The 13,640-nt window shown below is 59.8% G+C and carries 14 protein-coding genes; 10 read left to right on the forward strand and 4 right to left on the reverse strand.

Features of this window, described 5'->3' with window-relative positions; translation table 11 throughout:
• The 7 genes from NKJ64_RS29805 to NKJ64_RS29835 form a co-directional block, all read left to right on the forward strand.
• Positions 1-2,525 (forward strand): beta strand repeat-containing protein (locus NKJ64_RS29805; protein ID WP_352463791.1); only part of this gene is annotated, 2,525 nt, incomplete at its 5' end.
• Positions 2,526-2,593: 68 nt separating this feature from the next.
• The gene (locus NKJ64_RS29810) at positions 2,594-2,965 is read left to right on the forward strand and encodes a hypothetical protein (RefSeq protein WP_031243544.1); all 372 of its coding nucleotides are present in this window, start codon (positions 2,594-2,596) and stop codon (positions 2,963-2,965) included.
• 264 nt (positions 2,966-3,229) lie between these two features.
• Entirely contained in the window at positions 3,230-3,757 is a 528-nt protein-coding gene (locus NKJ64_RS29815) for a lytic transglycosylase domain-containing protein (protein ID WP_488377051.1), read from the forward strand.
• Between the two features lie 98 nt (positions 3,758-3,855).
• A complete protein-coding gene (locus NKJ64_RS29820; protein WP_352463792.1) occupies positions 3,856-5,055 on the forward strand; it encodes an ABC transporter substrate-binding protein in 1,200 nt (399 codons plus the stop codon).
• 13 nt (positions 5,056-5,068) lie between these two features.
• On the forward strand, positions 5,069-5,782 hold the full coding sequence (locus tag NKJ64_RS29825; RefSeq protein WP_352463793.1) for a thermonuclease family protein: 714 nt from the start codon (positions 5,069-5,071) through the stop codon (positions 5,780-5,782).
• Between the two features lie 165 nt (positions 5,783-5,947).
• Positions 5,948-6,700: a GGDEF domain-containing protein gene (locus NKJ64_RS29830; protein WP_352463794.1), complete on the forward strand. Its 753-nt coding sequence runs from the start codon at positions 5,948-5,950 to the stop codon at positions 6,698-6,700.
• A gap of 782 nt (positions 6,701-7,482) precedes the next feature.
• Positions 7,483-7,716, forward strand: coding sequence for a hypothetical protein (locus tag NKJ64_RS29835; protein ID WP_352463795.1), 234 nt, complete (start codon positions 7,483-7,485; stop codon positions 7,714-7,716).
• A gap of 67 nt (positions 7,717-7,783) precedes the next feature.
• On the opposite strand, the gene NKJ64_RS29840 is transcribed toward NKJ64_RS29835, so the two are convergent.
• Both NKJ64_RS29840 and NKJ64_RS29845 read right to left on the reverse strand, forming a co-directional pair.
• On the reverse strand, positions 7,784-8,029 hold the full coding sequence (locus tag NKJ64_RS29840) for a hypothetical protein (protein WP_023670916.1): 246 nt from the start codon (positions 8,027-8,029) through the stop codon (positions 7,784-7,786).
• 319 nt (positions 8,030-8,348) lie between these two features.
• Positions 8,349-8,771: a hypothetical protein gene (locus NKJ64_RS29845; protein WP_245270413.1), complete on the reverse strand. Its 423-nt coding sequence runs from the start codon at positions 8,769-8,771 to the stop codon at positions 8,349-8,351.
• Between the two features lie 53 nt (positions 8,772-8,824).
• Between NKJ64_RS29845 and NKJ64_RS29850 the strand changes: the two genes are divergently transcribed.
• Positions 8,825-9,337 (forward strand): response regulator, encoded by a 513-nt coding sequence (locus NKJ64_RS29850; protein WP_023753040.1) that lies wholly within the window; start codon positions 8,825-8,827, stop codon positions 9,335-9,337.
• Positions 9,338-9,935: 598 nt separating this feature from the next.
• Here the strand turns inward: NKJ64_RS29850 and NKJ64_RS29855 are convergent.
• Together NKJ64_RS29855 and NKJ64_RS29860 are read right to left on the reverse strand one after the other, a co-directional pair.
• Positions 9,936-10,175 (reverse strand): hypothetical protein, encoded by a 240-nt coding sequence (locus NKJ64_RS29855; protein ID WP_286488116.1) that lies wholly within the window; start codon positions 10,173-10,175, stop codon positions 9,936-9,938.
• A gap of 235 nt (positions 10,176-10,410) precedes the next feature.
• A complete protein-coding gene (locus NKJ64_RS29860; protein WP_155923887.1) occupies positions 10,411-10,896 on the reverse strand; it encodes a hypothetical protein in 486 nt (161 codons plus the stop codon).
• A gap of 555 nt (positions 10,897-11,451) precedes the next feature.
• Here NKJ64_RS29860 and NKJ64_RS29865 point away from each other — a divergent pair.
• Positions 11,452-12,882 carry a coiled-coil domain-containing protein gene (locus tag NKJ64_RS29865; protein WP_023830085.1) on the forward strand — a complete coding sequence of 477 codons (1,431 nt, stop codon included), beginning with the start codon at positions 11,452-11,454 and terminating at the stop codon, positions 12,880-12,882.
• 319 nt (positions 12,883-13,201) lie between these two features.
• Positions 13,202-13,640 (forward strand): transposase (locus NKJ64_RS29870; RefSeq protein WP_352463797.1); only part of this gene is annotated, 439 nt, incomplete at its 3' end.

The following is a 13,640-nucleotide window of genomic DNA, read 5'->3' on the forward strand; positions in this document are numbered from 1 at the left end:
GCTTCACCTACCAGGCCACCGACGCCAACGGCAACACGATCACCAACACCATCACCATCGACGTCACCGACGACGTGCCGACGGCCACGAACGACACCTGGGCTCCGACCATCACAGGTGCAACGGTTCTCGCTGGTCTCTTGGACAACGACAAATTCGGAGCCGATGGCGTCGACACCGACAACAATCCGGTCAGCGGCCAGGTGACCGCCACCAACGGTGCTCACGGCACCGTCACCTACAACAACGATGGAACGTTCACCTACACGCCGACGGGCATCTATATCGGCTCGGACTCTTTCACATACACGATCAAGGACGGTGACGGCGACACTTCGACGGCCACGGTGACCCTGAATGTGCAGACCAACACCGTTCCATCGGGTGGCGGGACAGCGTCGTTGACATTGAACGAAGCCGCGCTCGACACCACGCTCGATGCCTCGGCGCCCGCGGATCTCCAAGCTGGGGCCGTGACCGGCACCAATCCGAGCAGTCGCGGCGAGACGGCGCAAGCAATCAGCGGCATCACCTTCACCACGACCGGCGAAGCCATTAATGTTGCATTCGCCAACCCGACCGGCGATCCAAACTGGGTGGCGCCGACTGTTTCTGGCCTAGCCTCTGGATACACAATCAGCTGGGCGCTCGTCGGCAACCAACTCGTCGGCAGTCTGATACAAACGGCCGGCAGCGTGAACCTCGGCGCATTCGTCTATCTGGCGCTGTCAAACACAAGCGCCGGCGCCAACAGTTCGTTGACACCCGTCGTTACCGCGACACTGACCGACCAGCTCCAGCATCTTGCCGGCTCGGGCAACGTCACCATCAACGGGCTTCAGGTGGTGGCAACCGACACCAGCGGTGATCATGTTTCCGGATCGGTCAATCTGACGGTCCTGGACGACGTTCCGCTGCCATTCAAGCCGGATGGCATCTTCGTGGAAAACACCACGCATACGGTGCTGACGGAGAGCATCAATTTTGCCGCGAGCGCCGGTGCTGACGGCGTTGGCAATGTCGTGTTCAACGTGACCGAAGGCGCGGCCGTCACATCAGGCAGCACAAACATATTCCTGAATGGCGAGCAGGTCTTCTTCCACGTCGTCGATACGCATACTGTGGAGGGACGGACCTCGGCCGCGAACGGCAGCGACCTCGCTTTCACGGCGACCCTGAACCCGGCGACAGATACTTGGACATACACCCAGGCCGCGACGATGTTTGCCGGCAACCAGTTCAATACGGCGAACTTCTCGCCAAGCGGCGGCAACAACCAAGCGATTGTCCTGGACTCCATCGGCTCAACCAGCGACCTGCTTGCAACCGCCAACAGCCCCAATTTCGTGAACACCAGCACAGGCAGTTGGGGCGTCGATGGCGGAAACAGCATCAGCCCTGGTGAGAAGATCCGCTTCGATTTCGTCAGCAATGCAACCACCGACGGCACCATCGCCGGAACCCCCGCGGGCATCGGGGCGGGAACCCACTATACGGATCACTACGAGGTGGCTAGCTATACACAGGGGATTGGCAATGTCTCGGGACCGGGCCTGGTTTCGATAACGATCCGCCCGGTCAACGCCGACTATGATAACACCTACATAGGTGATGTTACCGGCGAAAGCACGGCCCTCGGCGCCTTGGTCACTGTCGTCAACGGCTCCGGCGGAGCTACTCCGACCGCAACGAACAATGGGGACGGAACGTGGACGATCACCGGTCTCGCGCAAGGCGACACCTTTACCGTGGTTGCAAATTCAGACCCGTTCAGCGCAATCGAAATTTCGGCCAATGTAGGCTCGAATGACTTCAAGCTAGGCCCGGTCACCTACACGACCGCCAACGCCGTCACACCGTTCGACATCTCGATCCCGGTCACGGCGACCGACGGTGACGGCGACCCAATTGCCGGGTCAGTGACGGCACACCTTTCGCCCGATCTCAGCACCTGGCAAGGAACTTCGGGCGTGGACACTCACACCACGACCGCGACAGAAACCACGCTGCTCGGCGAGGACGGTAACGACACCCTCAATGGACTCAATCTCCAGGCTGATATCCTCTCCGGCGGACGCGGCGATGATACCTTGTCGGGCAACTCCGGTAACGACACGCTTTACGGCGGCTCGGGAGCGGACATATTGTTCGGCGGCGACGGCAACGACCTGCTGATCGGCGGTTCCGGTCAGGACACGCTCACCGGTGGTATAGGCGTCGATACGTTCAAGCTCGAGCACCTCGACATCAAAGATCTTATCGCTGACTACAGCGGTGTCGGCGGCCATGGCGACATCATCGACCTTACCTCCTTGTTCGATACAGCCGCCGGAGGGGCCAATGTCGGCGACTTCGTGAACTACAATGCGGGAACGAACACTGTCAGCGTCGACGCCGACGGTTTGGCCAACGGCGCCAATTTCGTGGACGTGGCCACCTTGACGAATGCACCCGTCGCCAACACGATCACCCTGCTCTACGATGACGGAGTGACGCAGCATACGACAACGGCAAACGTGGTCTAGGAGCATGGTGCGGGGCCACGCGACTATGCTATGTATTAGAGATTAGGAATACAGAGGGGGATCTCATCATGAAACGTTCCGTAAGACTGTTGGTTTCCGCTGCGACGCTGTTTCTGGCAGTCGGGTCGACGGGTTATGCCGCCGACATCATCGAAGGGCCGGTGGCCGACTATTGCCGGACCGTCGGCACATCGAACCTGGTGTTGAACGACAACATCGTCGATCTCAAGGTCCAGGTGGTCAAGCTGATGGACGAGTCGGTGGCCGTCGCCAACAGCTCGGAATGGATCAATTCATCCCGCCCCGCCTTCGTCTGGGCGTCGGAAGCCAAGGTCGCCTGCGGCATGGCCTATGGCTACCTCAAGACGAACTACAAGGACGAGGACACGCTCAACAAGTGCGAGTGCTTCCACGACCGCATGGTCGAGTACATGAACTGACCGAAAGGGATCCGGCAGTGCCGGTTGGCTGACCCGATGGTCGGCGGACGATTGACGAGGGCGATCGCCGGAGCGATCGCATTGACCGGTTTTGGCCAGCTTGCCACTCAAGCCTGCGCCAACTGGCTGGAACGACCTAGCCTGGAGAGACCAGCACCGTTCGGCTTAAGGCGGCCGGTTCGCTGCGACGCCGCCTCCGAATGGACGCGCGCGACATTCAAGGCGTTTGCGACATGCCAGGCATCGCTCTACGGCTTGGAGCCGGTGCTGGCGCACGCGGTGATGGAGATCGAAAGCGGATTCGATCCCGATGTGCACGGCGCCGATGGTGAGGTCGGGTTGATGCAGGTAATGCCCGCGACGGCCCGAATGCTGGGCTTTCGTGGCTCGCTCGACGAGCTTGGCGCGCCGGCGACCAACATCGCGCTCGGCGTCAGATATCTGGCGCAGGCAAACAGCCTTGCCGCAGGCGATCTCTGCACCACCGTCATGAAGTATCGTGCCGGGCACGGTGAAACCCGGTTCTCCGAACTTTCGGTCCGCTACTGCCGGCGTGCGCGTGCAATCCTGGCGAGAGAAGGTTTTGCGGTGGCCGGGCCATTGCCGGTGGCGACGTTCGGATTCTCCGCATTCCCGACAGCAGGAGACGATGGTGCCCCTGCCCCGGCGAGGCGGATTTGTGTGCGCCGGCTGTTCGTGCCGGGCCCGCGATACATGAAATGCACGGACTATCGAAGCGCCGGGCAAGCCAGAATGATCAAGGCGCTCCGGGCAAGACTTTTCGACGGCTGAGCCATAATCCAGCAATTGCAAAGACGGCGAGGCAAGTCTGCCGTAAGATGAACGGATGAGACCGGGATAAATACCCGGCGGGATATCAGGGAGGCATCATGGATTCTGGCCGGCAGCGACACGGTTCGTGGACGTGGGCGATCGTCTTTGCGTTCGCGGGCATAGTGTCGGGCTGCCAGTCGAAGGGCAGCGTCTCGGACGCGCTCGACCCGGCGGCGATAGCCGCACCCGGAGCGCCGGCCGCCGGCACCGCTGCCAGCCCGGCCCAAGCCACGCGATCGCTCGGCACCGGGTCGACGAAGGTCACGATGCTGCTGCCTTTGTCGGCCCCGGGCAACGCCGGCGAAAACGGCAGGAAGATGCTCGATGCGACCAAGCTGGCGATGGCCGACCTTGGAAATGTCCTGCTCACGGTCACGGTCGAGGACACCAAGGGCGACAGCGCGCACGCCAGCGAATTGGCTGTGAAGGCGATCACCACTGGAACTAAGATCGTCATCGGCCCGGTCGAACTCGCGGCCGCGCAGCACATAGCCAAGCTCTCGGGATCGAAGCGACCGCCGGTGCTGGCGCTGGCCGACAATTTCGCCGGCGGCCCGGGCGTCTATGCGGTGCGCCTCAACGAGGCCGACAGCGCGGCCGCGGGCGCAGCCGGCCTGGCGGCCAAAGGCAGCAAGAAGTTCGTGTTGCTCGTCGCGGCAGGAGCGAATGCCGGCGCGGTTGAAAAGCGGGTCGCCAACAGCCTCAGCATCTATGGCGCGACGCTCGCCGTCACCATTCCGTATCCGGCCGGCGATGGCGGCACCAAAGTGGTCAATGATATGAGCTCGCTGGTCGAGGCTCCCGATGCCATCATCATCGCCAGCGGCGACGACAATCCGGCGCAGATCCTTGCGGCGCTCAAAACGAAAGGCATTCCTGGAAAAGCAATTGCCGTCGTTGGAACCAACCGCTGGCTGGAACATCCGATGGAGCCGCTGTTTGAGAGCTCCTACATCGCCGCGCTCGACCCAACCGAAACCGGCCCGATCGCCGACCGCTTCAAGACGACCTACAATTATCCAGCCGACGCCAATGTCGCCTACGCCTATGATATGGTCGCCCTGACAGCAGGAATTGCAAGTTCGGCCGGGCCTGACGGCTTCAGCAAGCAGGTGCTCGAAAATCGGAGCGGATTTCGCGGATCGACCGGCCTGTTCCGGTTTCGGGCGGATGGCTCCAGTGAGCGATCCATGCCCTTCTACCAGGTTCGAAAAGGCGTACTCAAGCTGGTCGCCAAATCGACATCGGGGTATTGAGGGGCAAGGAACCTTGCTTGAGTTGATGGGCTGGCTGAGGCACAATCGCTTGATATTGCTCGGAAGCCTGCTGCTCCTGTCCGGGGTCTTGTTGATCATCCGGGCCGCCGATCTGCTTCCCATCGATCGGCCGATACCAGCGCCGCGTCAATCCATCGACGATAGCCAGCCAATGCGACCAGTTGCGACCGTCGCCAATACGCCATGGCGAGGACGGGCACGCAAGATTGCTCAGGACCTTATCGCGCCGCCACAGCTTGATTCGGCGCAAATCGAACGGGTCGAGCCGCGCCCGCCGCTCAGCGACCTTGGTCTGGCCGCGCCTGCAGGGATGCGAATGCCAAAGGATTGGAAAGAGGTCCTGCTGTACCAACCGGTTGCCACCTCGTCGGCAACCTTCGAATCGATGGGGCGCAAGGTAGCCATCAGCGGGATCCAAGGCATTGACCTGGATGAGACCTGTTCCTTTCGTGGCATCGCCTGGCCTTGCGGCCAGCGTGCGCGCGCGACGTTCAATTCCTGGCTGCGCGGCCGGGCGCTGAAATGCGTCGTGCCGCCGGAAATCGATCGTTTTGCCATTGCGGCACCGTGCAGCTTGGGCAAGCAGGATGTCGGCGCGTGGCTTGTTTCCAATGGCTGGGCGACGGCCTTGGCGAGTGGCATCTATGGCAAGGCGGAGGCAGTGGCCAGAGACGCGCAGATGGGGATATTCGGCCCGCCGCAATAGCCGATAATTCGGTGTCGTTGCTTTTGCCGCCGTAGCCTTGCTTTTGAAGGGCTGATTTCGGGCCGATGGTAGGTGATTGCGCCATTACTAAAATTGTATGTTTCCTCGAAACTGAAAGTGCAGCACCTTGGCCTTATGACAGCCGATCAGGCGGGAGATTGGCTAATGATGACACCAATGGCGAATAGCTCGCCCCGGCAATGGAAAGATATCGCATGGCTGACTGCCCTGGGATCGGCGGGAATTCTGCTCCTCTCGGTTGGCCTAAATTATCTGCTTCTGTTCTCGGAAGCCTTGACGCCCTTCGGCCGCAGCATGGTCACAGCGATCCTGTTGCCGGTCATCGTCGGTGGCCCGCTTTTGCTGTTCATTGGCCTGCAGCGGACCGAGCTCGTCCGTTATCGAAGAGAACTCAACAAGTCGGCGACCTTTGACAGCCTGACAGGCTGCCTCAACCGGACAGTCTTCACGTCGATGGTCGAAAGGAGAGCAACCAGGCCGGAATCGTCTGGTCCAAGATCTGGCGCCTTCCTGGTCATTCATCCCGAACACATCAGGTCCATCAATCTGCGCTTCGGCCTTGGCTGGGGTGACGAAGCCTTGCGGCTCATAGCCTCGACCATCCAGTCATCGGTACGCAAGGAAGATCTGGTGGGCCGGATCGGAACCTCCATGTTCGGGGTCTTTCTGCCCGGCGCGACAGAAGAAGACGCCAGGGAGATCGGCGAGCGTATCCGGGCGCGCGTGGCCCAAGCCTATTTCGCGCCAAAAGGAACCGCGGACACGCTGACCATCAGCGTCGGCGGCGTGGTGTTTGAAAACGAGTTGGAATTCGAGGACATGTTCCGATCGGCGGAATCGCTGTTATCCGGCATGGAGCACCAGCCTGGACTTCAACTGTCGCACCTCCACAACTAGCTGAGACGACTCGTTGCCGGAGGAACACCGCCGCAAATATGTCTTGCCGCGCGGCTGCGACAGCGATCATCTTGCCCTTGTTGCCAAACCGGACGATTGACCCATGGGGCGGTTTCAACCCGTGGGAGGTCTGGCTCCTGACGGTGCTGACGGCATCGGCCGCGCATCGCTGGCAGTATTGCCGGACCGATCAAGTTCTGGTTGCCGCTGGTTGCAGCAACCTTGATCGCCTTGATGGCCGGCTATGGGACCATGCTCCTGCCGCCGAACTCCTGACAGGCCGAGACACCCGCCGCGCGAGTAGCATCAGGTTCGGCGCTCAGGGTACGAGCGACAAAGCTTGAGGCACACAGATAGCAGTTGGATCCCCACGGCTCTCTCTTCATCCGTGGGGATCACAAGCACGTCGACGTCGGAACCAGCAAGGCTGATGACCTCGTCGCCTCGTCCATTCAGCTTGTGGTCGATATTAACCGCAAGCCAGCCGGCCACAGCCCCGGCCCTCTCTCACAGTTCGAAGACGCTTTCGATTTCGCCGTTGATTTGGTCGGCAGGGATGCCAGGCTTCTCGGCCGCCGTCGTCAATTGGTCTGCTAAGTCGCTGGCGGCGATCGGATCGCCCCGCGTCACAATCGCGGCGCGGAAGGGTTTTATTAGCTCGCCCTCATCTTGACGCCGGCGCCGGCTGCTCCAAGGTCTTGGGCATCGCTCGGGGAAGTATCAAAGTTGGCGACGAGGTCGCCGTCACGGCGATTGTGCGCAGCCGGGTGACGCCCGATCGCATGAGCGTGACGATCCCCTCCTACGACTTCCCGCATTCTGTTGTCGATTCGACTTGGAAGACTGTGATTGGCCAGCATATGGAATTGATCGGCCCTGTCACACGCATCGACGGGGACAAGGTAACCGTCAGCCTCCGGCCATTGGTGACTGTCGAGGCCGAGCACGTGCGCCTTGTCGAAAGACATGTGGCGCTTCCACGCGGGCGAAAAAAGTCGCTGGTTGACAAAGTTTAACTTGCCTGCCCACCCAAGTAACGGCCAGTGAAACTTTCCCCATCACATCGGCTCTGGTCGCCTCCCGCTAGCTGCCGGCGCGTTGCGATATCGGCACAGTAGACGGGTTGGCATTTTCCGAACTTTCCGCCATGTCGTCGCGATGACGTTGGCGAAGGCGCTTCAGCAGATCGCGTGAGGCTTGAATCGCCCTGCGCGATTGATCCATGTTCTGGCGAAACGTGGCGCGTTCCTCCATGGACTTCTGCCACTTCAGCAAGGTGGCCGTAGTCGCAGTAGCGGCTTGAGCGATTTCTATGGGCGTTGCAACCATCGCATTCTCCCTAAAAAGGCAATGGTAAACGCAATCTTTATAGGCCCAACGAAACCCTTCTCCAATTAAAAACGACCATACGGCATACGGCAAAATGGCTATTCGTCGGGGCGCTCGACGGCAGCTTCGTCGACCTCGGCTTCCATGTCTCGTCGTTGACGGTCTTGGTCTTGCCAAAACCGTCCATCGCCACACCGTCAAAGCCCTGCAGCCACACGTCGGCATGTTCCTGCCAGTAAGCTGGCACCTCACGCTCCTTGCCATCCTTGCGCGCTTGGGCGCCGTACATCCAGGCGTAGGTGGCGCGTCCTGATCTTTCTTAGGCATGGCCATTTGCATCATCCTCCCGGAATTCCAGCAGCCTTGCGTGCCGCAGCTTCTCTTCGCCTTTGAGGGTCTCGACCCAGCCAACCAGTCCGGGCTTCAGCCACTCGGCCTTTTCCTTTTTATGTCCCTTCGGGACCGGGCCGCCAACCTTGCCCTGGACACGATCCCAAAGCGCTTGCCGCTCAGCGGCATTGAAGTTGACGAGTGCGCCGCCTTTGTAGAGGCCCTTTTCAGCCATGATCACCTGGGTAGCTTTGCCGCGCTCGCGCTGTGCACCGATGATTTGCATTTCCTTTTCCTCAAAGCACTTGATCTTGCGCCAAGCGCTCGTTTGCCGCTGCGATATGGACTGCCCTCGAGCTTCGAGACCATGCCTTCTAGCCCGTCTCGTCGACCAGGTGGCAAACGGCGTCACCAGTGCGGCATCGCTCCGCTGAATTGAATGCGCCCGCCGGCAGGGATCATTTCGTGCAGGATCTCGCCGCGATCTTCGGTCGGCATCCCGCGCAGGTCATGATGCGTGGAACCCTGCCGGTTGCTGACCGTTCTCCGTCAATGGAAGCCCCGAACCAACAGAGCCAAACGATCCTCGTGGTTGACGGCGACGTCATCGCCCGATGCGTCATCGCGGACTATCTCCGCCACTGTGGCTACAGGGTGATTGAGGCCCATTTCGCACGTGAGGCGCAACAAGCGTTGAACTATGCGGAGTTCGGTGTGGACACCGTCTTGTGTGACGTTGACCTGCCGGGCAACATGAACGGGTTCCAACTGTCGAAGTGGGTTCGCGAGAACAAGCCCGAGGTCAAAATAGTGCTTTCTGCCGCAGTAGAACGAACTGCGATCGCGGCGGGCGACCTTTGTCAGGAAGGCCCGCACCTTGCGAAGCCGTATGAGCCGGCCAACGTAGTGGACCATATCAGGCGACTGCAGCGTGTTTGGAGCTTACGATCCAGGAACCCTGGTGCAAAGCGCAATTGATCTCTGTCCAGACGCCGAGAGGCTCGTCTGCATACCAATGGTGATTTAGCCCTGCGAACTGGACGCCGCTCAAAGGAAGAACGGCGTATAAGCCGCAGTCCTGCGTGCGGCCGCAACAGTGGACGGTTGTCCCGCGCAGGACGGAGGAAATTCGCCCTCCTGCCGCGGGCGGTGAACGGGATATCGTAGGAGCGTCAGCATAGCGCCGGCCACAGGCGGGACGCGGCACCGACTGTCCCCGTCCGGTAGTCCGCATGTTTTGGTCGAAGCCGACCGGCTGAGATCGTGCGCATTTTGGTTCTCGACGGTACGGCCGCTGATCGGCGATGATGCGAGGACCGAGTTGCCCGGAAGAATCGATCTGGTCTTGCACCTTTTTTGCTTCCTCATTCGCGGGGCAGCTTGTGATTTTCCAGCCTGACAGACCCTCCCCTGTCTATAAGAAATTTCCCGACGCATGAGCGCACGTCCAACACAGTGCGGACTCCAATGCTCACCGGCAGCGCGAGAATGGTAACCACCTATCTTGAGGGGAGCGCCACGTGCGTAATCAACGATGCAGGCGCTGCCAACCTCGGCATCCCCGGGAATAGCAGGCTTATAAATGAATATATCGTTGATCAACGCTATCGCCGCAGCCGCCGGGAGATGGACAGACCGCGTTCCAGCCAGCGGTATCGATGTTCCAGGCTAAAGGCATTGGCATGCCCGAATTAGAAAAATGACCTGAATCCCGTAAAGCAGCAACAAAATGCCGAAAGCTATCCAGAAGCCCGGTCGCGTAAGCAATGCCAGATCTTTTCTTAGCTGCTCCATTCACATCAACTAACATGGCCAAGCGTCGTTCCCGTCCGCTGGGGACAAATTTCAACTAAGCTGATCGGCTTCGTCGCATAATGGCCGTGCCACTGCGGATCGAGACACCTCAGCGCCCCGCATGAGCACGCGCAACTCGATCGGAGGCGCAAGGAGAAAGTTCGGAACGGTTCCAAGAGCCCCATGCAAACTGAGCGCCGCAGCGGACGATAAGGTTCACGCATATCCCGGCGAACATCCGCACAGCAATGGTCAAATCAGCGGCAGAAGGGCGTCCGAAAAGGGCTGCCGGCGGCTCTGTCGTCGGAACTAAAAAAGAAAAGAAGCAGAACTTTCGTGTGCGATCGCGCACATGATCGCGTCTGCGCTTCAGTTCGCTTGAGAAAAACGCATCTCTTCGTCACCGCCTCATCGAGAGCCACCGCTGCGGCATCCTGAATACAGGTCGGCGATCCGAAAAGCATGCATTGCGCAAGAGTTTCCAAACTGATGCCAAGACCGGCCCAAGCGTCCATCCTAGCCTGCAGATGCTGTTGAGAGGAACTCGCCGTTGAATATTGTGCTGCGGTAAACCTCATCGCTGATGATCCATAGATTGTGCCGCTCGGCAATGTCGCAATGGTTTCCAGATCCTCCTTGCCGAACACATATACGCCGGGATTGTTTGGGAGTTCAGCAAGATCGCCCGCCTTCGATCTCATACCGCTGATTGGACAATATTCTCGGATATCTCTGCCGCGCATTTTGCAGCGCTAGTTTGACGGGTCGGGCCACTGCTCCGCCGGCGCGTATTGCCGCTTCGTATGTAGCATACCAAGGCTCAAGGCAAAGCACCTCGTCGCCAGCTCCGGCAACGGAAGCTTAGTGTGATTGAGCGGCCAGGCGGCCGGTCCCCAATTCGTTCGAATGATGCGCTTGCCTCGCCAATGTCGCATGGTGAGTCAGCCGGCAAACCAAAACACTCAACCGCCGGTTAGGCCCGGCCGCCTGATGCGCCCCACAAGAGGCTGTGCCGGGCCGTTCGTCGGGGCTTCTGCACCTGAGCGTTAATGTGCCCAGGCAACACACCATTGACGCCAAGACGATGGCAAGAAGGGGAGCCGCGCAGTCCTCAAGAATAAGTCAGCAGGCACCTAGACCGATGTAGGGCCTTCCAATCGCAGCTCTCGGCTCCTCGCGGCGCCGGCGCCCTGGCATCGTTTGATTGAACGAAGACGCTGAGTTGAGCTCTCGATACAAAAGCATCTCAGTCCTCGTGCCTCAATCGTTCCGGGCATGCGGCTGCAGGGGATGAAGTCATGAAGTTCAGGGATTTGATCAGACGCGCCGAGGACAATGTGGAGAGGTCGTTCGACGATCTCGAAGCTGACTTGGCTAACGCTGTCGACCAGTGCCTCGATTTGGAGGATGTCGCCGACGTGCCAAACATGGCAGGCGACAACAACGAACAGGATGACAGCGTACCAAGCGAGGACGGTGCCGGCAACGACGATGATAGCTCGCCGATACCAGCGCATCGGATGACCTCACACACGCAGAGCAGAATTGCTGCCGTGAGCTCGTTTAACGGCTTGTTCCACGATGCCAAGCTCCATTTCGAGGAGATCAACGCAAAAATCTCCGAAATTACAAGCACATGTCAACTGACGTTCGAGTTTTTTCACATCCTTCACGCGGACATTCTCCGTGCGAACGAACTGGAGTTGGCGAATCAAAATCTGATCGCAGATCAAAGGAGCTTGTCGGAAACACTCAATGACCTGAACAGACGGTACTGTGAGCGTCAAGGCACGGTCGAGACATTGCAGCAGCGCCAGGCAAGCCTTGTTCAGGAGTGCGAAGTGCTCCGTGGCGCATTGGCCGCGGCAAGGCTGGAGCTGGTCGAAGCGGCGAACAACACCACAAAGAACGAAGCGGAATTTGGCGACCTCACGAACATGCTTGCCGCCGCAAATGTCGAGGCCGACAGGCGCTCCCGAGAGAACAAACAGCTGCGTGAAAAGAATGTGAGCCTGTCTATTGACCTGGAAAAGGCCATGAAGCGGGAGGAAGAGGCACGGCATAGGCTGGATGCATTCTCGACGATCCATGCCAACGAAGCTGCGCGAAATTCCGAAATGCTGAGTGCGCTCGGCAAGAGCGAAAAAGAGGCAATCAAATTGCACACCTCACTCGAGGTTGCGCAGGCGAAGTTATGGGAGGTGACCGAAGCAGCCAGGATTATGCAGGCGGACATGGATGGCGAGCTTAAACGCTGCCAGGCTGAGAACCGAGGATTGCGCTCAGAAGTTCAAAGCCTCCAATCGCGCTTCGAACTCGCCTCAATCGCAAACAACGAGGCCGCAGCCGAGATCGCCAGGCTCCAGCTACAATGGAGCGACGCCCTGGCGGAAAAACAGGTGACTGACGAAAGGTTGGCCGCACTCGCTGAGGAGGCCGAAACCAACAAGGTGAACCTTTCCAAGATCACCGCAGATTTTGCACAGCTGTCCATGCAGCAGGCGTCCGATCAGATTGAACTCGATGTGAGACGGCAGGAATGCGAGGACTTGCGGGTCGAAATTGCCTCGGTCAATGCTCGGGTCAGGGAATTGCTGCCCTACAAGAGGTCGCATGGAAGCGCGAACGCCTTGCCGCATACATCTGACGTGGCAAATGTAGCGGTGACTGCAGACCGAACGGTGCATGCCGCACGCCGTGTCCGCCGCAGGGCCCTCGCCGCGTCGTAGGAAGCAAAGAACCTCTCCTCGTGAGGCAATTGCCCATGTTGATGATCGTGGAACGGTATGCGCTGTTTGTTGCGCAAAAGATGACAGGACACTAACGCTGTTGTCGGGGCAGGACTTGGTGAGGCGGCCAGGAAAATCCTGTTGGGGTATCCTTGTAGCCGGGACAATGTCCCGGACGAGCCTCGCGCGTCGGCCGCAGGCGTCACCCCTGTCGGCATCACGGGTAGTGTGCTGAGAGTTCTGCAAATTCGCTGAGAGGGGGCGGTCATGGCAGGCTGGTGATTGTTCACGTCACTGATTCCCGCGAAGGAACGCCGCCATGACCAAGACTGAAGTTAAGACCGCCAGCGCTGCCGTCAAAGACATTTTGCTTTCGAACCCGGATGGATTGCACGAAGTGCTCCGTGCGGTGATGCAGGAGGTGCTTGAGGCCGAGATGGACGAGGCGCTGGGTGCCTCGAAGAGCGAGCGCACGCCCGAACGGCTTGGCTATCGCTCGGGCTATTACGGCCGTACCCTTGTGACGCGGGTCGGCAAGCTCGAGCTGCGGGTTCCGCAGGACCGGGCCGGGCGCTTCTCCACCGAGCTGTTCGAGCGCTACCAGCGTTCCGAGCGGGCCTTGGTGGCGACGCTGGCGGAGATGTATGTGCAGGGCGTGTCGACCCGCAAGGTCAAGGCGATCACGGAAGAACTGTGCGGCCATGCCTTCTCGGCCTCGTCGATCTCGGCCATCAACAAGCGGCTGGACGAGAGCCTCG

The organism is Mesorhizobium sp. M0062 (assembly GCF_040323125.1).
In the GTDB taxonomy this organism is placed as follows: Bacteria; Pseudomonadota; Alphaproteobacteria; order Rhizobiales; family Rhizobiaceae; genus Mesorhizobium.